At 50.2% G+C, this 20,481-nt stretch carries 19 protein-coding genes; 4 read left to right on the plus strand and 15 right to left on the minus strand.

The features are described 5' to 3' along the window. Nucleotides 1-17: 17 nt before the first annotated feature. From Q0499_RS11840 to ectA, 4 genes are all read right to left on the minus strand, one after another. On the minus strand, nucleotides 18-422 hold the full coding sequence (locus tag Q0499_RS11840) for an ectoine synthase (RefSeq protein WP_299199597.1): 405 nt from the start codon (nucleotides 420-422) through the stop codon (nucleotides 18-20). Nucleotides 423-457: 35 nt separating this feature from the next. Then, entirely contained in the window at nucleotides 458-586 is a 129-nt protein-coding gene (locus Q0499_RS11845; protein ID WP_299199599.1) for a hypothetical protein, read from the minus strand. 126 nt (nucleotides 587-712) lie between these two features. Beyond that, nucleotides 713-2,020 (minus strand): diaminobutyrate--2-oxoglutarate transaminase, encoded by a 1,308-nt coding sequence (ectB, locus tag Q0499_RS11850; protein ID WP_299199601.1) that lies wholly within the window; start codon nucleotides 2,018-2,020, stop codon nucleotides 713-715. Nucleotides 2,021-2,072: 52 nt separating this feature from the next. After that, nucleotides 2,073-2,567 carry a diaminobutyrate acetyltransferase gene (ectA, locus tag Q0499_RS11855; RefSeq protein ID WP_299199603.1) on the minus strand — a complete coding sequence of 165 codons (495 nt, stop codon included), beginning with the start codon at nucleotides 2,565-2,567 and terminating at the stop codon, nucleotides 2,073-2,075. Between the two features lie 226 nt (nucleotides 2,568-2,793). Between ectA and Q0499_RS11860 the strand changes: the two genes are divergently transcribed. Further along, on the plus strand, nucleotides 2,794-3,288 hold the full coding sequence (locus tag Q0499_RS11860; protein ID WP_299199605.1) for a MarR family transcriptional regulator: 495 nt from the start codon (nucleotides 2,794-2,796) through the stop codon (nucleotides 3,286-3,288). A gap of 57 nt (nucleotides 3,289-3,345) precedes the next feature. Here Q0499_RS11860 and Q0499_RS11865 read toward each other — a convergent pair whose 3' ends face one another. The 11 genes from Q0499_RS11865 to Q0499_RS11915 form a co-directional block, all read right to left on the minus strand. Beyond that, nucleotides 3,346-4,146, minus strand: a complete 801-nt coding sequence (locus tag Q0499_RS11865) for a hypothetical protein (RefSeq protein WP_299199607.1) — start codon at nucleotides 4,144-4,146, stop codon at nucleotides 3,346-3,348. A 300-nt stretch (nucleotides 4,147-4,446) separates the two neighbouring features. Continuing rightward, entirely contained in the window at nucleotides 4,447-5,088 is a 642-nt protein-coding gene (locus Q0499_RS11870) for a hypothetical protein (protein ID WP_299199609.1), read from the minus strand. Next, nucleotides 5,085-5,651, minus strand: a complete 567-nt coding sequence (gene dcd, locus Q0499_RS11875; RefSeq protein WP_299199611.1) for a dCTP deaminase — start codon at nucleotides 5,649-5,651, stop codon at nucleotides 5,085-5,087. The genes Q0499_RS11870 and dcd overlap by 4 nt, the downstream gene beginning before the upstream one ends. 130 nt (nucleotides 5,652-5,781) lie before the next feature. Further along, nucleotides 5,782-6,594, minus strand: coding sequence for an iron-sulfur cluster carrier protein ApbC (gene apbC, locus Q0499_RS11880; RefSeq protein WP_299199612.1), 813 nt, complete (start codon nucleotides 6,592-6,594; stop codon nucleotides 5,782-5,784). Between the two features lie 156 nt (nucleotides 6,595-6,750). Next, nucleotides 6,751-7,284, minus strand: coding sequence for a DUF3299 domain-containing protein (locus Q0499_RS11885; RefSeq protein ID WP_299199614.1), 534 nt, complete (start codon nucleotides 7,282-7,284; stop codon nucleotides 6,751-6,753). Between the two features lie 21 nt (nucleotides 7,285-7,305). Then, nucleotides 7,306-8,565, minus strand: coding sequence for an ABC transporter permease (locus Q0499_RS11890; RefSeq protein ID WP_299199616.1), 1,260 nt, complete (start codon nucleotides 8,563-8,565; stop codon nucleotides 7,306-7,308). Beyond that, nucleotides 8,562-9,302, minus strand: a complete 741-nt coding sequence (locus Q0499_RS11895) for an ABC transporter ATP-binding protein (protein ID WP_299199618.1) — start codon at nucleotides 9,300-9,302, stop codon at nucleotides 8,562-8,564. The genes Q0499_RS11890 and Q0499_RS11895 overlap by 4 nt, the downstream gene beginning before the upstream one ends. Then, a complete protein-coding gene (locus Q0499_RS11900; RefSeq protein ID WP_299199621.1) occupies nucleotides 9,287-9,868 on the minus strand; it encodes a DUF2796 domain-containing protein in 582 nt (193 codons plus the stop codon). Before Q0499_RS11900 ends, Q0499_RS11895 begins: the two co-directional genes overlap by 16 nt. Nucleotides 9,869-10,090: 222 nt before the next feature. Continuing rightward, the gene (locus Q0499_RS11905) at nucleotides 10,091-13,549 is read right to left on the minus strand and encodes an acyl-[ACP]--phospholipid O-acyltransferase (protein ID WP_299199623.1); all 3,459 of its coding nucleotides are present in this window, start codon (nucleotides 13,547-13,549) and stop codon (nucleotides 10,091-10,093) included. A 235-nt stretch (nucleotides 13,550-13,784) separates the two neighbouring features. Further along, a complete protein-coding gene (gene trmA, locus Q0499_RS11910) occupies nucleotides 13,785-14,879 on the minus strand; it encodes a tRNA (uridine(54)-C5)-methyltransferase TrmA (protein WP_299199625.1) in 1,095 nt (364 codons plus the stop codon). A gap of 116 nt (nucleotides 14,880-14,995) precedes the next feature. Then, a complete protein-coding gene (locus Q0499_RS11915) occupies nucleotides 14,996-16,246 on the minus strand; it encodes an HDOD domain-containing protein (protein WP_299199627.1) in 1,251 nt (416 codons plus the stop codon). A 538-nt stretch (nucleotides 16,247-16,784) separates the two neighbouring features. On the opposite strand from Q0499_RS11915, the gene metG reads away from it, so the two are divergent. The 3 genes from metG to Q0499_RS11930 all read left to right on the plus strand — a co-directional run bounded on the left by metG (nucleotide 16,785) and on the right by Q0499_RS11930 (nucleotide 20,368). After that, entirely contained in the window at nucleotides 16,785-18,830 is a 2,046-nt protein-coding gene (gene metG, locus Q0499_RS11920) for a methionine--tRNA ligase (protein WP_299199630.1), read from the plus strand. Nucleotides 18,831-18,915: 85 nt separating this feature from the next. Continuing rightward, on the plus strand, nucleotides 18,916-19,380 hold the full coding sequence (locus Q0499_RS11925) for a CYTH domain-containing protein (RefSeq protein ID WP_299199632.1): 465 nt from the start codon (nucleotides 18,916-18,918) through the stop codon (nucleotides 19,378-19,380). A gap of 4 nt (nucleotides 19,381-19,384) precedes the next feature. Continuing rightward, a complete protein-coding gene (locus tag Q0499_RS11930) occupies nucleotides 19,385-20,368 on the plus strand; it encodes a serine/threonine protein kinase (protein ID WP_299199634.1) in 984 nt (327 codons plus the stop codon). Nucleotides 20,369-20,481 lie beyond the last annotated feature (113 nt).

The following is a 20,481-nucleotide window of genomic DNA, read 5'->3' on the forward strand; positions in this document are numbered from 1 at the left end:
TCCTTTTACATTCATAATCAAGCCGTCACTGCTTCTGCGCTCAGCTCATAAGCGCCGTCAGCGTTATGAACCTCTTTACCATTCAGCGGTGGATTAAAAACACAGGCCATCTGCATCTCTTCAAATGCCCGCAAGATGTGCTTATCATTTTTATCAAGGATATACAGCGTGCCCGGCTTAATCGGGTATTTTTTACCCTCTGGCACGGTCTCTACTTCACCCTCACCGGAGATGCAGTAAACCGACTCCAGATGATTCTGGTAATGCATGCCAAAATCAGCGTATTTATAGATAGTGGTGATGTGAAAAGAGAAGCCCATATTGTCATCTTTCAACAGCATCCGCGTGCTCTCCCAATTACCATCGGGGGATACCACTCGGCGGTTGCTCTGCTCGGCTGTTGCTAAATCACGTACAATCATTTTGTTTCCTCTTTGTTCAGTTGTGCTTAATTCAGTTACTTAGTGTCTGTTTCGGGCTGCAGGGTGATGACCATATCTTCACTGCCGGATACAGTGACCACCTCATCTGCCGGAATCAGCAGGCTTTCCGCCGACTTCAACCGATAGGGACGTGAACGGGACATCACCCGAATAAGCCCTGAGCCGCTGATACAGTGAAGCCTGTATTTACACTTCAGCGACCTCTCGGGAAGCAGTACCCACGCCCCCCTCTCTTCTCAAAAGATGAATCAGATCCTGCTGCGTCATCCTTAGCTGGCCAGACTGACCTGATCGAAGTACTTCTTCTGCTCCATAAAGCTATCCTCTTTGGCGCAGACTTCACGAATAGCGTTCTCGAGAATATCGATACCGGCTTTCAGGTTGTCCATGCTGATAATCAGAGGGCAAAGCAACTTAATGACCTGGTCATCCGCACCACTGGTTTCAATCATCAGGCCATTCTGGAACGCTTTAGAGGTGATCTTATCTGCCAGTTCACCACTGACACAGTTGATGCCCTGGAACATCCCCCGACCACGGGTAGAGAAGTTGCCATCACCATACTCTTTGGCGATCTGCTCCAGACGCTCTTTGACATAACGCCCTTTCATCTGCACATCTTTAGCAAAGGTGTCATCGGACCAGTAACAATCAATCGCAGCTTTTGCGGTAACAAACGCGAAGTTATTGCCCCGGAAAGTGCCGTTATGCTCACCCGGTTTCCACTGATCCAGTTCCGGACTAAACAGAACAACCGCAAACGGAAGTCCGTAGCCACCCAGGGATTTTGACAGAGTCACGATATCCGGCTTGATACCCGCTTCCTCGAAGCTGAAGTAGGTACCGGTACGGCCACAACCGGCCTGAATATCATCGACAATCAGCAAAACATCATGCTTGCGACATACTTTTTCAAGCTCCTGCAGCCAGGTGAAACTGGCAGCATTGATGCCGCCCTCACCCTGAACGGTCTCAACGATGACCGCGGCAGGTTTGTCGATACCACTACTGGAGTCGCTCAGAACCTTATCCAGATACAAGGTGGTATCAATATCGTCTCCCAGATAACCGTCATACGGCATCCGGCTGACACCGCTCAGGCTGACACCCGCAGCACCCCGGTGGTGAGAGTTACCGGTAGCCGCCAGCGCGCCCATGGTGACACCGTGGAAGCCATTGGTGAAACTGATAATATTTTCACGACCGGTGATATTACGCGCCAGCTTCAGCGCCGCCTCGACAGCGTTCGTTCCGGTAGGGCCGGTAAACTGCATCACATAGTTAAGACCGCGGGGCTTAAGAATTTTTTCATTAAACGCTTCAAGAAACTCGCCTTTAGCTTTGGTATGCAGATCCAGACCGTGGGTGATGCCGTCGGAGTGGATATACTCCAGCAGCTTCTCTTTAAACATCGGATTGTTGTGGCCGTAGTTAAGTGTCCCGGCACCGGCGAGAAAATCAAGATAGCGCGTGCCATCTTCATCATAGAGGTATTCTCCCTGCGCCTTGTTGAAGACACGTGGAAACGAACGGGCATAGGACTGAACTTCAGATTCAATCTGTTCAAAAATTTTCATAAAAGCACTCTTAGTAAGAATTAGTGGATAATTTATATCGAACTACGAAATATTACTTTTGGACTGGTCCAATACGGACCAGGAGCTCTGAATCGTGCTGATCATTAAAATGAGTCACACGATCAAATATCAGAGCGCGCTCAAGAGGCGCATTGCACTGGTCTGCCAGACGGGTAAACAACGCCCAGGACGGAGCGTTATCTGAGGTAATAGTGGTCTCAACATGAGACACCGAACGGTTTGCTTCAGATGCCAGTAAATTCAGTAACATCTTCGTTGCAAGCCCACATCCACGGGCGTTCGGAGAAACAGCTACCTGCCAGACAAACAGCGTGTCAGGTGCCTGCGGCTTACGATAGCCACTGATAAAGCCAACCACCTGACCCTGATGCTCCGCGAGTATCGAGGTTTCTGAAAAATGGCTGCACTGCAGCAGGTTGCAGTAACATGAGTTACTGTCGAGTTCGGGAATGTGATTGATAAGCTGATTCACTGCATAACCATCGGCAGCTGTGGGGTTGCGTAAAATTACGCTTGAGATATCCATTGTCCCTCTAATATTTAGAATTACATTTATTTAGCTTTGCAAATTACTTTTATATTATAAAACATACTAAGCAGCGTTAAACAACCTATATAAATGGTTATTTAGAACAAAACCCTTAAAAATATACTTTGTTATGCTAATTATTCAGGCAAACTATAGATCGATTTGTGGAAAAAAGTCAGGATATTCCGTAGAATAGCCAACCAACTACAACTCAGGACAAGCCATGGAAAACAGCCAGAAAGCACTGGTGCTGCTACGTCAGATTATTCGCTCAACCGATATGCAGGATAAGGAGATCAGCCGCAGTACCGGGGTGACCCCGCCGCAGCTGATGGTGATGCAGACTCTACGTGAAAACATACAGCTAACCACCGGCGAGCTGGCTAAAGAGATGGTGCTGACGCAAGCAACGGTGACCAGCATTCTGGACCGCCTGGAAAAGAAGGAACTGATATCCCGCGAACGAGGCAGGGAAGATAAACGTAAGGTTTGGGTCAGCCTGACAGAAACCGGCAACGAGCTGATGAAAGGTGCCCCAACTACACAGCAGGACATCTTTGTGAGAAACTTCGAAGATATGCAGAATTGGGAACAGTCGATGATTGTGTCAAGCTTGGAGCGGATCGCATTCATGCTTAACGCTCAGCATCTGGACGCAGCCCCCCTATTGGATATCGGAGAACTGGATCGTTCTCAGCAAGACTACACAAAAAGCTAAGGCTCAGAAAAGCCCATTACGAAAGGCCCGCTGCAGCTAACAGAGGCCTATCAGGATTCAGTGAATAACCGGGGTCGGGCTATCATCTTCCGGCAGCAAGGGATGACCGCTGCTATCACTTCCCAGTACACCCCGCTCCACTGCCAGCTCTAACAGTTGCGAGACCACCATCTGTGTCAGATGAGCACTGACGATCATACCGGCTGGCGGATCACCTTCAAACATATCTTCATCCACCATCCCGTCGCCTCGCAACCCCAGAAGCAACGGATTTTCATCCACCAGCGGCGCCAGATCATCAGGGGCAAACAGGGAGTACTCTGAGGCAACCTGCAACGCCAGAGCGTACGCATTCTGATGGGAATCGGTTAACCGCTCAGAGAAGGCCGACTCAGCCCGATTCATAACCCCGGTCAGCAGACTCTCCCCGGGCAACACCAGGTTCTCACGGGCCGTCTCAGACAGACTATAATCCACTTCTGCTGCGTCAGGCTCAGGCAACGCTAACTCTTCAGCGTCAAGCATCAGCCGGCCATTATCATCCACAACCAGCCAGCCCCGCTCAAGTGCAACATCCATCAAACCTTCCATCATCGCCGCGGCAATATTAGCACTGATGATCATGCCGACACTGGGGTTATCCCGTTCTTTCTCGCTGGCGATGAGATTACCACGACGCGCCGCCAGCAGAGTCGGGTCTTCAGCAACGATCCGTGCCAACTCATCCGCGTTCAGGTAGAGTCGTTCATTACAGATTTTTTCAGCAGTGGTGTAAGGGTATCGACCCGCATCCTGCTCCATCAGCAGCAGATAGTCCGCCCTCACCTGCTCTATCAGTGTTGTCAGTATCTGACTCATCTCTATCTCCACACTGCAGCTGACTACAGTTTTCACCTAAATTATTTTAGCTTATCGACCCTAAAAACCGCCAATCTATAACCTATACTAATGTTTACACACTCTCAGCCGAAGCAGTATTAAGAGGCAGGAATCTTTAGTAAAGGGCCAGATTCCATACCTCTATGGATCAATATAATAAGAGGATGGATCATGCTTAGTCAGATACTCTGGTGCAGCACGTTTACTGGCGAAGAGGATGAAGAGGGTAGCATCTACATACTGTCGGACAATTAACGCGGTTAAACCAAAGCGGTTGAATCAATGATAGATTAGCCCGATCGGGCTAATATGATTACGCTGCTGATCAAAACAGTGTCGCAGCTCAGACAACGGCTGCAGCACATAATCTACCGGATCTGCCGGCAGATCATACCAGTCCAGGGTGGAAACCCGGGTCATTAGATCGTATTCGCCAATCAAAGCATCCAGATAGATCATCACCGCCTCAATACGCGGCTCCATATCCAGCGACTCGGGAAGATCCTGCATATAGATGTCCAGATGATAACGCCCGGATTCTACCCGGTAACCAAACCAGAACTCATCCAGCTGAAACTGCTCATCACCAAAGTTAACCGTGGCAGGCACCGGATCGTAGCGATTATTAAAGGCCACAAAACTGACCCCACCGATATCGGGTGCAGCACCCACCAGCGTCAGCACTGAACTGATCGATTCAGGATAGCCATCGCAGCCAAAGATCATCTCAACACTGCCCTCACCTTCATCACGTTCGAAGTGGAAGGTCAGGTTAGCATCAATACCTCTCAGGCTTTTACTGTATTCCAGCAGCAGTGACTCGTTATCAAACTGATTCTCTGACTCACTGGTCAACAGCCGGTCAATTGTCTGCTCTACCTGCTGCCAGAAACTCTGGATTTTTTCGCTTGGTTCAATCATGTACGAGGAACAACCACCCCTGTTTGCCCCTGATATTTGCCATCACGGTCTTTATAAGACGTTTCACACACCTCATCAGCCCCCAAAAACAGCATCTGAGCAACACCTTCGTTGGCGTAAATTTTCGCAGGCAGCGGCGTGGTATTAGAAAATTCCAGCGTCACATGCCCCTCCCATTCGGGCTCCAGAGGCGTCACGTTAACGATGATACCGCAACGGGCATAGGTACTTTTGCCCAGACAGATGGTCAGAACATCACGGGGAATGCGAAAGTATTCAACCGTCCGCGCCAACGCAAATGAGTTTGGCGGAATAATACAGACATCAGATTTCACGTCGACAAAACTGCCGTCATCGAAGTTTTTCGGGTCGACAATAGAGGAGTTGATGTTGGTGAAAATTTTAAATTCATCGGCACAACGAACATCGTAACCATAACTGGAGGTACCATAGGAGATCAGTCGTTCTTCTCCACGACGACGCACCTGGCCCGGTTCAAACGGTTCGATCATGCGCTGTTCAAGTGAGGTACGGCGAATCCAGCTGTCTGATTTGATACCCATCTTTTCAGTTCCAGTTATTGGTTATATTGTGCGGCCGCACATAATATCGTTTTTGCTAAAAAAAAACCGCATTTTCAGAAAAAAAATGCGGTAGCTGATCGCCAGAACCCGGCATCCGGGGTATGCCTGGTTAGTCCTGACTGATAGAGATATTCGGCATCGCTTGCTGCACACCACTCCGACTTTTCAGCGCTTCAACGACCTGACGCGCAGTCGCACGGTAGATTGCGGATTCAGCACCGTCAGGGTCCGCCACCAAAGTAGGCTTACCACTATCAACGGCTTCTCGAATCGACATTTTAAGCGGCAACTGGCCCAGTAAAGGCGCCCCATAAGTGCGGGACAGATCCTCACCACCGCCACTGCCAAAGATCGCCTCTGCATGACCACACTGACTACAGATATGCACACTCATATTCTCAACAATACCAAGCACCGGAATATCCACCTTGCGAAACATCTCAATCCCCTTCCGGGCATCCAGCAACGCGATATCCTGCGGTGTAGTCACAATCACGGCGCCGCTCACAGGCAGTTTCTGGGATATTGTCAGCTGAATATCACCGGTGCCCGGCGGCATATCAATAAACAGAAAATCAAGATCTCCCCACAGGGTCTGGGTAACTAGCTGCTGCAACGCGCCACTGGCCATCGGGCCGCGCCATACCATCGGTTGCGAGTCATCAATCAGAAAAGCGATGGACATCACTTCCAGTCCATGCGCCATTACTGGTTTCATCGCGTTTTCACCGGAGGGCTCCGGACGAGTTTTCGGTGCAACGCCCAGCATCGTCCCCATACTCGGACCATAGATATCGGCATCGAGAATACCCACACGATAGCCTTCTGCCGCCATTGCCAATGCCAGATTAACGGTCGTTGTAGATTTACCTACGCCTCCTTTACCGGACGCGACAGCAACAATATTCTTAATATTTTGCATGAAATAACACCTTAGCCTGTGGCTTTACTGTGCATGTAAACAATAAAAATTATTAACCAACCATATTAGTCAGGTATTATGCATGAAGCTGTGGAAAACCTCCAGATACAGAAAGCTCCAAACACACTATGGTGCCACAATTTAAGATCTGTTGACTCACTCTTTATAAGCTTCAACCTTAAAAGCATCGATTTTGTACCCGGAAGAGCCAAGCTCGTGCGTTGTCGTTTTAACACTTAGCTTACCGACAATCCAGACCGCATCATAAAGGTTCTCAACATTAACACCCGGCTCGTAGGTCACATGAATAATCTGATTGGAAGGCGGTGGCGGCACATGAATACAGGCACCGAAATAGGGCACCAGAAAGAACTCGGTCACCTTTAAGCCCTCCTCCACCAGCGGTACGACAAAGCCTGGGATACGAACCATTTTGCCGTCCATCTCCGGAACAACCGGCGCCGAGCTCAACGCCTCCATCATCACTTTCAGCTTTATCTCAGCCATGGGATCATAGTCATCCAGTGATGAGAACTGACTGGTATCAAAGATTTCCATCGGTGAATAGTCAGCGGGCATCAGAATATCCCACTCAATCGTCTCAACCTGTTCGCCATTAACCGTTTCAGCCTTCACCGGCGCCACACAGACAATTACCATCAGAGACAACAGAGCAATTATTTTATGCATTATTTTCCTCATTTACCCTTCTTACAAACGCACGGTCATGCCATCGGCAAGACTATATCGATAAGCACCATAGCCCGGCAACAGCCCACACAAAAGCCCCGTTATAAAGACTAGCGACAGCAATTTAAGTTCATATAGTCCAGGCAGGCTTAGCTCTAAAAAGAGACCAAAGTGGTTTTCAATAAAAGGGATGGAAATGGCTAGTCCACCATAGAGAAAAATCAGCGACAGCAAAATGCCCGATAGCGTCAACCCACCGGTCTCCAGCACCAGCAGCAAGCATACCTGCCAGGGTCGCGCGCCAACCGCTCGCAAAATCGCCATCTCACGCCGACGTTCATTCAAACTGGTCAGCAACGCTGTCAGCATCCCAAACAAGCCCGTGGCGACGACAAACCCGGAGATAATTAACAGGGTACTTTCAACGATACCAAGCATGCTCCAGAGTTCCTGCAGCGCCACGCCGGGCAGGATTGCCTGCAACGCCTCTTTGCGGTAGTTGTTAATGGACCGTTGCAGCTGAAATGTCGACATTTTTGACTTTAACCCAACCAGAATCGCAGTGATCTGTTTTGGCTCCAACTTACGTTCAGATACTGGGGTCGTGCCCCCGGAACCGGGTATATAACTGCCCGACTGCCAATCGATATGGATAGCCTCTATCGCAGCAAGACTAACATGCAGCGTACGATCCAGAGGCGTCCCGGTTGGCTCAAGAATACCGACAACCGTAAAAGGCTGGTCCTCATGTTTGCTGAAGCTGGTAGTGCCAGTGCCATGACTAATCACAACCTTCTGACCTAGCTGATAATTCAGTTGTTTCGCTACCTCGGCCCCCAACACCACATCATGCAGGGCTTCAAACGGCTGCCCGTCGCGAAAGGCTAAGGTGTGTTTGCGTCCATAGCGGTAGTGTTTAAAGTAGTCGGCGGTAGTCCCCAGCACCCGGTAACCCCGATGCGAGTCGCCCAGTACCATAGGGATCGTCCACTCCACTTTTGGCTGGGATGCGATCTCCTGATAACTCTGCCAACTGATATTATTGGTGGCATTACCTATGCGGAAAACGGAATAGAGCAATAATTGAACAGACCCGGATCGCGCTCCGACAATCAGGTCAGTACCCGAAATGGTAGAACTAAAGCTACTCTTCGCTTCTGTTCTGATTTTTTCTACCCCGAGCAGCAACGCGACGCTAACAGAGATAGAGATCACCGTCATAATCGCTGTCAGACGCCGGTTATAGAGGCTGCGCAATGCCAGCATTAAAACAACTTTCACAGGCACTCCTTTGCATGATTAATATCACCCAATGAAACTATCTGACTAAAGTGCGCTTCCAACGAGCGGTCATGGCTGACAAAAACCAGCGTACTCCCGGACAGTTCACATTCACTGATCAGCAGATTAAGAAACCCGTCACGGCTATCGCTGTCCAGCGCGGAGGTTGGCTCGTCTGCGACAACCAGCTCAGGGCTACCAATCAACGCCCTGGCCACAGCCACCCGTTGCTGCTGGCCAATACTAAGCCGTGTCACCCCTCTGCCATGCAACACATCACTGGCTATTCCCAGATGCTCCAGCAGGTGTATCGCAGCATTCTCGAGTGACCCATAACGTGCAGTTGCCCGCGCTTTACGTCGTGTTGAAAACCGACAGGGCAACATCACATTATCCAGCACCGAAAGATAGGGAAGCAGATTAAACTGTTGAAAGATCAATCCTAGATGATCAGCCCTGAAGTTATCTCTCCAGGCGCTGCCATGATGATGCAGAGGCTGTCCTAATACGCTGACACGCCCCTGCTGTGGGGTATGTATTCCAGCGATCAGATTAAGCAGCGTACTTTTGCCACTCCCCGAAGGGCCTTTCAGAAAAACTCGTTCACCTGCGGCAACGGTTAGCGCAGGAATATCCAGAACAGGCGGGCTATCCGGCCAGCCAAACACGACATTATCGAGCTGAATGATTGCGTCCGGTATAGCGTCCATCGGCGCCAAACTTAAAAGTTTATCCATCTGTTGTCTTCATCTAGCTGCTGGTAACTTTGACCAGAAGGACCAATTAGCTGAACCTGCAGCTGTTTCATCTGTGGGTAATATTCAAACAGCTCAACGGAGAAACCCTTCAGCAACGCGGGAGAGCCGCAATGAAACTGATATGACAGCTGAAAATCGCTATGATTATCTCCGTCATGGCCAGAATCTGCTTGATGACCTGTCTCATGGTCGTGACTCGCTTCATGGTCATGATCTGTCTCATGATCGTCCATCATGGTCGTTTGAACCTCTGCCAGATCTGCCAGACAGGCAGAACCGTCAGGAAAAACAAACAACTGTTCTGGTTTTTTTAGTTGCCCAATCACAGAGATCAGAGCATCCTTCTGCTGCTTATCAGCTGGAGCATGCTCAAAGCCAACGATATTGGCCGCTGGAGAGTTAATCTCTATCTGCAATGCCTTGCCTTCTAACACCACTGTCATGACGGCCTTACCATGCTCATGGCTCTCGAACTGTCGCTCAATCCCCTCAGCAACCACAACGGGCGCAACCAGTGCTAACAACACCCCACTCAACAGTTTCATTACCCACACCCTTCGTCTTTACAAAAAAAGGCAATGTTACAGTATAACATATCAGTAAGACAACAAACTCAATCATCCAAAAAGCAACCTTCGAGTTCAACACAGGGAAGGCCATCACACGGCTGAACAACGCCTGACACCAGGGTAACAGCGCAAGGTTTAAGAGGAATAATACAGAGAAGGAACCGGGCCTGAAACAAGACCCGGTTTAAAAAGCAGCCTCTAGCCTGAAACCAGCAACTGCTCCGCAAGTGCTTTTGCCGCCGGATAGTTCGTTTTACCACTGCCCAGTAACGGAATCTCATCAACCCGGAACACTTTCGCCGGCAACATCAGTGGCGGAACACCCTGACTGGTCAGGTAGCTTCTGAAGTTATCAACGTCAATATCCGCATCCAGCAGCAATATAATCTGCTCGCCTTTACGCTCATCCGGCAGATTAATGGCCACCAGCGCGGCTTCATCATCGACAAGGTGCTTTCTCACCTCCTGCTCAACCGCACCCAGACTGATCATCTCTCCACCCAGCTTGGCAAAGCGGGAATAACGATCAACGATCGTGAGGAAGCCGTCTTCATCCAGATGGCCTTTATCGCCACTTTTATACCAGCGCAAACCATCCATTTCGACGATTACCTCGGCGGTTTTTTCCGGATTATTCAGATAGCCCTTCATGATCTGGGTGCCCCCGATCAGAATCAGTCCATCTTCTCCGGTTGGCAGTTCCTCCAGGGATACGGGATCAACGATGCGGAAAGTCGAACCCGGCAACGCCAGACCCACTGTCCCCGGGCGGGTTCCCACCTGCACAAACCAGCCATCAACCGACAGATGATCAGGCAGGTTAACACTGGCAACCGGAGTCGTCTCGGTAGAACCATAACCCTCAATAACCGGCACCCGAAAACGGGATTCAAACGCCTGCTGCACAGCAGGGTCGAGTCGTTCAGCACCCGCAACCGCCACCCGAATCGACTGTAGCATCAACGGATGAAGCTTCTTGCTTCGGGTATAGAGACGCAGGAACGTTGAGGTCGCACAGATCATCGTTGCCCGGTATTTCGCCACCCCTTTACCGATGTTTACCGCATCGGTCGGGTCCGGATGGCAGACCACCGGCAACCCCTCAATCAGCGGCAGGAAGCAGGTTACAGTCAGACCAAAAGCATGAAATAGCGGCAACGTTGCCATAATACAATCGTCTTCACGGACATTCAGCACATCGGCAATCTGACGCAGGTTAGCGAGAATATTCCGATGACTGAGCATCACCCCTTTGGGCGCTCCCTCACTGCCGGAAGAGAACAGGATCGCAGCGGTATCCTCCATCTTCGTGCTGGCTCCCAGCCACCACTGCAGCACAGTTGTTGGCAGCACACTCAGCAAGCCCATCGTCACCATCGCTTCAGCTTTACCGATCTCCGCCTTGAGATCTTCCATATAGACCACCTGACGCCCTGCAAACAGGGCTTCAGGGTCAAGCCCACGGGCTTTGAGTTTGTTAACAAACTTGTGCGCCGTGACGACCGTCTTAACCTCGGCCTGCTCCAGCGCCGCCAGCTGCGCCGACTCAGTCGCGGTAAAATTAATATTAACCAGCGTCCGTCCGGCAAACAGCGCAGCCAGATTGGCTATCGCTCCGGCACTTGAGGTGGGTAACAGCAGCCCCATGCGCTGTCCCGGTGTTTTTTTCAACCGCTGACTAAACAGCACCACAGCAGTCAGTAAGCGACGATAACTTAACGGCTCCCCCTGAACATCGGTAATCGCCATATCAGACATAGCACTCTTGGCGGTATGAATGAAACTCTGTGGCAGCGGCTGAAGTGTGCCGGTATAGCGCTCCCAGGTATGAATCGACAGCTCGGTTACTTTCTTTTTGACCTCAGAGGCACTGCTGCTGATCGGCATTGGCTGACCGTAAGCAACGATTACATCGCGCTTCAGGCCACCGCGGCGAATCATTTTCATCTTATCGGTTGAGCGGGAGAAGCGGCTGCCCCACAGTCCCCGCAGATAGAAGGGAACTATCACCCCCTCAGCCTCTTCACAGGCGCGCTCAAAACCCTTTTTAAACTCACCGATCTGACCGGTGTGACTGATCGCCCCTTCAGGGAAAAGGCACACCACTTGCCCGGCACTGATCAGTTCACCGACTGTTTGCAGCGCCTCACGGCTATGACCGCTGGAGATCGGAATCACCCGGTACATCGACATAAACCACTTCAGGTACCAGCGCTCATAGATTGAACGTTCCATGACGAAATGAATATGACGGGGACAGGCCATCTGAATCATCGCCCAGTCCAGCCAGCTGATATGATTTCCCAATAGTAATACCCCCTGACCAGCACGGGGCAGATTTTCAAACCCCAATACCTGCAAGTTGTATTTACGCTTGATCAGACCCGCCACCAGTACCCGCACCAGCGCCTGCGGCAACATCCTGATAGCAAATAGCGCCGCGACAACACCCATCAAAGCCAGCAGCCAGAGCAACCAGAGACCATCAATCCCGGCCCAGGCGAACAACACGGTCAACGAGAGAAAACCGAGCATCGCTATATTCTGAATGAAGTTACTGCCCGCCAGCACTTTGCCGGTCTCTTTGCCGCTGGCATTAAACTGAATCAGTGCCTGTAGCGGTACATTTAACAGCGCACCACTGAGCCCGATCAGAAAGAACACCATCGCCTGATAGAACACCGATGAAACCTGCGGCAACAGAACCAGCCCTGCCGCTACGCCTACAGCCCCCAACGGGATCAGGCCAATATTGATATAGTGGGGCGACCAGCGTCCGGCCAGCACCGACCCCACCATAATACCCACACCCGCGAGCGCCATCGTGCCCTGAATGATAAAGGTGTTATGGATGCCATGATGAGATTCAGCCACCGCAGGAAACACCGCCAACATCACTTGACTGACCGACCAGAACAGCGCCACACCGATGATTGATAACCAGATAGTCCGGTTATGGTAGATCATCGACAGATTACGGGTCAGCGTCTTGCCACTGCGGTAGGCCTGCCAGTCATAGCTGACCTGATGATCTGTTTCACGGGTTTTCGGCAAGCGATACGCCAGCACCAGCTCAAACACCGAGCCAATCACCAGCAACCAGCCTAACGGCGCGATCATCTCCAGGCTTTGCTCTGGCGAGAGCTGAAAAGCCCCGTCAACACGGATCTCAAACAACAAAGAAAACACCGCGATACCGGTCAGAATAGCGATCATGGTCACCGCCTGAACCCAGCCGTTACCTTCGGTAATGTTCTCTTCGCCGACTAATTCACGAATAAATCCATATTTAGCCGGCGAGTAAAATGCACTTTGCAACGCCAGTATGAAGGTGAGCGCAAAGGCGGCAATAAACCACCCCTGAAAATAACTCAGGGTAATCAACAGCGTGACACCCACGGCCGCCCAGGCAGAAAATTTCATCACCCGGTTTTTCGGGTACTTATCCGCCAGAAACCCCGCCGGGGTAAACAACATGATGAACGGCAGCAAAATCAATCCATTGACTACCGCCGTCAGCACGATCTGCAGATCGCCGTCATACGCTTTAAACAGGGTGTTTTGAATAATGATCTTATGCCCAAGATCGACAAAGGCATTGATAAAGGCGATGGCAATAAAGGCCAGAAAACCATTGATGCGAAGAAGTGCTGACATCCTACTCTCCCTGATAGAACGATGAAGCAACTGATAATACCGGTGACGTGATCACCGGCGCTGAAATTTTAGTCCTGAGCATAACACTACCTCCCGATAAAGTGATCTCGAAAGTATCTTTTTATCGTCCAAGTAACACTATCTCCACAGTAACAGTATCAAAATACAATACTTAAAGTGCTAAATCCGGGTTCTCCATCACATGCTCAATGGATTATTCATCCCTTTGCTATCGTTACTTCCGTGTCAGATAGACACCACATTCAAGATGATGGGTATAGGGGAACTGATCAAACAGGGCAAAACGCTGCAAAGTATGGGTAACGGTAAGCTGTTTGAGGTTCTCGTGCAGTGTTTCCGGGTTGCAGGAGATATAGACAATATTGTCATACTCAGCCACCTGTTTTACGGTTTCGTCGTCCAGACCACTGCGCGGAGGATCAACCAGGACGGTACTGAAATTGTAGTGGGTCAGATCAACACCGCTCTGTTTCAGGCGGCGAAATTCACGCACCCCCTGCAACGCCTGGGAAAACTCCTCACTGGACATCCGCAGGATTTTCACATTATCGACCTGGTTAGCAGCAATATTGTATTGCGCCGCATCGACAGACACTTTGGCGATCTCGGTCGCAATGACCTGGCCAAAATTTTGCGCCAGCGCCATGGTGAAGTTGCCGTTACCACAATACAGCTCCACCAGGTCACCACCCGCATCACGGGTTACATCCAATGCCCACTCCAACATCTTAATGCACACCCCGCCATTGGGTTGCGTGAAGCTGTTTTCGACCTGTTTATAGATCAGTTCACGACCACCAAGCTGCATCTTCTCCAGCGCATAATCCTGATCCATTACAATCTTGGTTTTACGACTACGGCCGATAAAATGGATACCGAAATGATCTTTTAGTTTTTTTGCTTCCTCTATCCAGGCCTCATCAAGTGCTTTATGGTAAAGCAGACTGATAATCACCTCACCGGACAGCGTACTGAGAAAATCCACCTGAAACAGGCGACGGCGCAGCAACTCATTAGGGCGCAGATAATTCAGCAGTTCAAACATCACCTGCTGAATCGGCTCAGACACCATGGGACAGGTCTCGAGGCGGCTATGCTGATGCTTATCACCCGGCTGGAACATCACATAGTAAAGGTCATCACCTTCGTGCCACACCCGAAACTCGGCCCGCAGTCGATAGGCGGTTTTTGCCGACTCAAACAGCTCAATGCCGGGCAGATTAAAGTCAGCAAACTGCTGTTCGATGTCAGATTTTTTTTCGCTCAGCTGAGCATCATACTGGGACGGATCAACAACAGGCAGTGCCATCTAAACCTCGGAATATAGAAACAAAACAGGCCGCGCATTCTATCAGCCTGCCCCCATCACTCCAAGCTTTCCCGACAAGCACTCACTCATTTCCAGGGATTAGTTCAGAAACCGGTTTAAAAACCATTCCCCGACCCGGAATAGAGCTGCGAGGCAAAATCTTCAGACATCTGTTGCCAGCGGGGAAGCTTATTCTGCAGCCCCAGACGGGTGATATATTTTTCACTAATCTGGCTGCTGATATGGCAATCATTGACATTTACCACATCAGGCAGAATTGCATCCGCCAGATGAACCGCCGTTAACGGAGTGAATTTTTCACTCGAGGTTGCATTAGGATTAGAGTGATAAAGTACCGCCTCCACAACTTCAGGCGGCAGGTTCCACAACCCCAGCATATACGCACCGACCTCCATATGGGTGACTCCCAACCGGAGTTTCTCAATCGCATACAACGGGTGATTCAAGCGTGAAGCCTCCTGAAGCACCTCACTGTAGTGCTCAGCTTCACGGGTAGCGATCACCAGCATACCAATATCCTGAAGCAGCGCTGCCAGAAATGCCTTGTCGGCAATGTCGGCATTCACACGCTGCTCACGGCAGATCGCCCGGGCAAACCGACCAACCACCATACAGCGATCAAACAGGTTTTCGAAGGAAAATCCAGACCAGTTTCTATCCTGAGGAAAATGCTCAAATATACGCGACACCAGAAACAGGTCACGGATCTGACGTACGCCAAGAATCACTACCGCATCTTTGATTTTAAAAACCTTACTACTGAGCGCAAAGAAAGCAGAGTTCACCAGCTGCAGAATTTTGGCACTCATCGCCGGGTCCCGTTCGATAATCGCAGCAATCTCGCCAGCACCGTTGATATCAGATGCCAGTGCATCATTCAGAGCGACATACACTCCCGGCAATGAGGGTAACCTTTCAATCGCACCGACATACTCCCTGACCACCGGTTTATTGCTCGATTGAATCAGTCGCAGACTCTGGCCGACCTCATGAAACAGGTCGGTAACACCGGATGAAAATAGTAACGAACGGTGACAAAGTTCGGATGCTTTGGCCACTTGATAGTTCTGTAGTCCATCATTCAGCATTATCCGTATAATACCCGGATGCTTCGCCACCACTTTGCGCAGCCAGTTGTAGCGAAATTCAAAATCGTCCTGATTCAGCAGAACAACGATAACCTGGTAAGCTACTCTACCCAGCATCTCCATCGCCTGTTCAGGCTGTTTAGCCAGATCAATCGTAACCTTATCTTTCAGCTCTGCAGGCACATTGTTCAGGTCAGCCAGTGGCTTACCGAGCCAAAGCACCTTAATCTGATCTTCCTTAAGAATATATTCGAACATGATCCTCTCCATCTGCTCACTAGAGCGACTCCTTCCACTCAACTCCATAACCTGCTCATCCGGTGTCCCGACGGCAAGCGAAACAGATATGTGTCAAAAAAATTAACAGACTATTGTTAACATCGGTGATAATGCCCATTAAAAGCAGTTATCTGTCTATCAGCATCAAATCTCTGTATTGCCGGTATCCACTGCCTTAAGCTTTAATCCAAAGCCAAAGTAGTCAGTATAGTCTTAAGCGGCAACCCCGGAGCGAAATACTTAATTAAAGTCACACGAGCCAACATTCAGAGTACACGCTTCAGATACCTGTTTCTGGGCTATTTTTAATCCCTGATTTTTAATTCCTATGTAGGTTGTAGCTCTTTTTAAAAAAACTGTCTATGCAGTGTTACCCACAATAGTCACAAAAACGAATGCCTCAGATTCTTTATGATTCGTCTCCAACAGACAAAAAATCCCCGCTCCTTGCTGTAATTTCAGTCATTTAAGAGTAAAATTTCGCGCTTATCTCTGCAACCTAGACCTGCTCCGAATCATGACCGACATACAACGTAAGATTCTTGTTACCAGCGCTCTGCCCTATGCCAACGGCCCAATCCATCTGGGCCACCTGGTAGAGTACATCCAGACTGACATCTGGACCCGCTTCCAGAACCAGCGCGGCAATCACTGCACTTACGTGTGTGCTGATGATGCTCATGGCACCCCGATCATGCTAAAAGCTGATCAAATGGGGGTTTCGCCCGAGGCTCTGATCAGCCAGGTGAGCGAGGAGCATCAGCGCGATTTCGCAGGTTTCATGGTGGGGTTTGATAACTACTACTCAACCCATTCTGAAGAAAACAAACACTTTGCTTCGCTGATCTATACCCGTCTGCGTGACGGCGGGCATATCGCCAGAAAGACCATTACTCAGGCGTACGATCCGGAAAAAGAGATGTTCCTGCCGGACCGCTTCGTTAAGGGTGACTGTCCGAAATGTGGCGCGCATGATCAGTATGGTGACTCCTGTGAAGTCTGCGGTGCAACCTATAGTCCGGTTGAACTGAAAAACGCTTATTCCGCGGTATCCGGCGCCAAGCCGATTGAAAAAGAATCTGAACACTATTTCTTTAAGCTGGCTGACTTTGAAAAGACCCTGCGCAACTGGGTAGACAGCTGCGTGCAGGAACAGATGATTCATAAACTCAATGAGTGGTTCGAATCTGGCCTGCAGAACTGGGATATCTCCCGTGACGCGCCCTACTGGGGATTTGAAATCCCCGATGCACCAGGCAAATATTTCTACGTCTGGCTGGACGCCCCTATCGGTTATATGGCCAGCTTTAAAAACTGGTGCGATAAAAACACCGTCGACTTTGATGAGTACTGGAATGAAGCGTCCGACACCGAGCTGTATCACTTTATCGGTAAGGATATCGCCTACTTCCACACACTATTCTGGCCAGCCATGCTGGAAGGTGCCGGTTTTCGTAAACCGACCAAAGTGTTCTGCCATGGTTTCCTGACCGTTAACGGCCAGAAGATGTCCAAATCCCGCGGCACCTTCATTATGGCGGAAACCTACCTGAAGCATCTGCGTCCGGAATACCTACGTTACTACTTCGCTGCAAAACTAGGTTCCGGGATCGATGATATCGACCTGAGTCTGGATGATTTCCGCATGCGGGTGAATGCTGACCTGGTTAACAAGGTGGTTAACATCGCCTCCCGCTGCGCTGGTTTTATCCACAAGAAGTTTGATGGACAGCTGGCTGATTCACTGGCAGAACCAGACCTGTATGCTGAAGCAATTGCCTCAGGCGAGCTGATTGCAAACGCCTATGAAGCCCGTGAATACGGTAAAGCGATGCGGGAGATCATGCATCTCGCCGATAAAGCTAACCAGTATATCGATGCTGCTGAACCCTGGGTGCTGGCAAAACAGGAAGGTAAAGAGCAGGACGTACAAAACTGCTGCACCATGGGCATCAACCTGTTCCGGGTAATTATCTCCTACCTGGCACCGGTACTGCCTCAGGTTGCTGAAGATACTGCCGCGTTCCTGAATATCGACGGTTTTGCCTGGGATGCCGTTAAAACACCGCTGCTGAATCATAGGATCAACAAGTTTAAACCACTGATGCAGCGTATTGAGGAAGACAGCGTTAACGCCATGATCGAAGACAGCAAAGCCACACTGGCTGCAATCGCAGCGACAACACCGGCAGCGCCTGTAGCAGTGAAAACCGAACTGGAGAAGAATCCGGTTGCCGATGAGATAACCTTTGATGACTTTGCCAAGGTTGATCTGCGGGTTGCCCGCATCGCGAAAGCGGAACATGTCGAAGGCGCCGATAAATTGTTAAAACTGACATTGGATCTGGGTGGAGAAACCCGCAACGTGTTTGCCGGCATCAAGTCTGCCTACAATCCTGAAGACCTGGAAGGAAAGCTGACTGTCATGGTTGCCAACCTGGCACCACGGAAGATGAAGTTTGGTATGTCGGAGGGTATGGTACTGGCGGCTGGCCCGGGCGGTAAAGATCTGTGGATCCTCGAACCCCACGAAGGCGCACAACCTGGCATGCGGATTATGTAAACCGGCATTCATAATGCTTAGATATGATCCCGATACGTTATAATTCAAAGGCACTGTAAAGTGCCTTTTTTATTAAGGAAAAGATATGGCACAGGAAATTGAACGAAAGTTTCTCGTGAATATGGATAAAGTACACCTGCCTGATCAGGGACTGACTATCTGTCAGGGCTATATCCAGACCGCCGATAAAACCACGGTACGTATACGGATTATGGGCGATAAAGCGTTTCTCACTCTCAAGGGAGCATCCAAAGGCATCTCTCGCAGTGAGTTTGAATATGAGATACCGGTAACCGATGCCCGGCAGATGCTGGACGAGCTGTGTACTGGCCCGGTAGTTTATAAGACGCGCTATCTCATCACCCACAAAAGTCACCTCTGGGAACTGGATATCTTCACCGGAGACAATCAAGGTCTGATCGTCGCAGAGGTCGAACTGGACAGTGAGAACGAGCAACCCGAGCTGCCTGACTGGATTACTCAGGAAGTTACCGGCGACAAACGTTATTACAACTCCAACCTGCTCACCCACCCTTTCAAAAACTGGTAGACCGATGACTATTCCACACCCGTTTGAACACCTGACACCGAGCTTTATTCAGGACGCCATTGAAAGCCTGGGGTATCTCTGTGATGGACGGGTATTTGGTCTTAACAGCTACGAAAACCGTGTCTATCAGGTCGGTATAGATGAAAGCGAGCCATTGATCGCCAAGTTTTATCGTCCAAATCGCTGGAGCAGAGAGCAGATTCTGGAAGAGCATCAGTTCTGCTTTGAGCTGATCGCACAGGAATTGCCAGTCGTCGCGCCCCTGATTCGCGAGGGTGAAAGCCTGTTTACCTATGGCGACTTTATGTTTGCCCTGTTTCCCCGTAAAGGGGGGCACGCACCCGAACTGGATAATATGGACAACCTGCTCATCCTTGGGCGGATGCTCGGCCGGATTCACACCATCGGTGCCAGCCGTCCGTTTATCCACCGCCCAGAGATCGATATCGCCAGTTATGGTCATGAAAGCGTGCAACTGATCAGCGAGCGTTTCATTCCAGCGGAGCTCAAAACCTCGTACGACACCCTGACGGCTGACCTGCTGAAACTGATGGAGGAAAACTGGCAGATCTGTGAACCGATCAACCGGATCAGAGTGCATGGCGACTGCCATATCGGCAATATGCTCTGGCGCGATGACGCCCCGCACTTTGTTGATTTTGATGATGCCAGAATGGCGCCTGCGATTCAGGACATCTGGATGCTACTATCAGGTGAACGAGAGAGCCAGCAAGCACAGCTACTGGAGATCATCGAAGGTTACAGTGAGTTTTGTGACTTTAACCCCGCTCAGCTAAGACTGACGGAAACCCTGCGTACCCTGCGAATTATGAACTATGCCGCCTGGATCGCCCGCCGCTGGGAAGACCCCGCCTTCCCCCACAATTTTCCCTGGTTCAATACTGTACGCTACTGGAGCGAACATATCCTTGAACTGAGAGAACAGCTGTTCGCCCTGCAGGAAGCACCACTGCAGCTGTATAACTAAAAGCAGAGGTCCGAAGCCCGAACGTCGCTGCGCGACTTGTCCGCCGTTCGATAAAGCTAATCTGTTTTATAGGCACCACCGCTTTATAGCACGTTCGGACTATGCCCCCTGCA

Source organism: uncultured Amphritea sp., assembly GCF_937127095.1.
Lineage (GTDB): Bacteria > Pseudomonadota > Gammaproteobacteria > Pseudomonadales > Balneatricaceae > Amphritea.

Coding starts and splice junctions, on each gene's coding strand:
- Q0499_RS11870 (WP_299199609.1), bottom strand. CDS start 5,088: ATGATTGAACCAAGCGAAAAAATCCAGAGTTTCTGGCAGCAGGTAGAG.
- Q0499_RS11885 (WP_299199614.1), bottom strand. CDS start 7,284: ATGCATAAAATAATTGCTCTGTTGTCTCTGATGGTAATTGTCTGTGTG.
- Q0499_RS11930 (WP_299199634.1), top strand. CDS start 19,385: ATGACTATTCCACACCCGTTTGAACACCTGACACCGAGCTTTATTCAG.
- Q0499_RS11895 (WP_299199618.1), bottom strand. CDS start 9,302: ATGGATAAACTTTTAAGTTTGGCGCCGATGGACGCTATACCGGACGCA.
- ectB (WP_299199601.1), bottom strand. CDS start 2,020: ATGAAAATTTTTGAACAGATTGAATCTGAAGTTCAGTCCTATGCCCGT.
- Q0499_RS11905 (WP_299199623.1), bottom strand. CDS start 13,549: ATGTCAGCACTTCTTCGCATCAATGGTTTTCTGGCCTTTATTGCCATC.
- ectA (WP_299199603.1), bottom strand. CDS start 2,567: ATGGATATCTCAAGCGTAATTTTACGCAACCCCACAGCTGCCGATGGT.
- Q0499_RS11860 (WP_299199605.1), top strand. CDS start 2,794: ATGGAAAACAGCCAGAAAGCACTGGTGCTGCTACGTCAGATTATTCGC.
- Q0499_RS11915 (WP_299199627.1), bottom strand. CDS start 16,246: ATGTTCGAATATATTCTTAAGGAAGATCAGATTAAGGTGCTTTGGCTC.
- Q0499_RS11840 (WP_299199597.1), bottom strand. CDS start 422: ATGATTGTACGTGATTTAGCAACAGCCGAGCAGAGCAACCGCCGAGTG.
- Q0499_RS11900 (WP_299199621.1), bottom strand. CDS start 9,868: ATGAAACTGTTGAGTGGGGTGTTGTTAGCACTGGTTGCGCCCGTTGTG.
- Q0499_RS11845 (WP_299199599.1), bottom strand. CDS start 586: ATGTCCCGTTCACGTCCCTATCGGTTGAAGTCGGCGGAAAGCCTGCTG.
- Q0499_RS11865 (WP_299199607.1), bottom strand. CDS start 4,146: ATGAGTCAGATACTGACAACACTGATAGAGCAGGTGAGGGCGGACTAT.
- Q0499_RS11925 (WP_299199632.1), top strand. CDS start 18,916: ATGGCACAGGAAATTGAACGAAAGTTTCTCGTGAATATGGATAAAGTA.
- trmA (WP_299199625.1), bottom strand. CDS start 14,879: ATGGCACTGCCTGTTGTTGATCCGTCCCAGTATGATGCTCAGCTGAGC.
- metG (WP_299199630.1), top strand. CDS start 16,785: ATGACCGACATACAACGTAAGATTCTTGTTACCAGCGCTCTGCCCTAT.
- apbC (WP_299199612.1), bottom strand. CDS start 6,594: ATGCAAAATATTAAGAATATTGTTGCTGTCGCGTCCGGTAAAGGAGGC.
- dcd (WP_299199611.1), bottom strand. CDS start 5,651: ATGGGTATCAAATCAGACAGCTGGATTCGCCGTACCTCACTTGAACAG.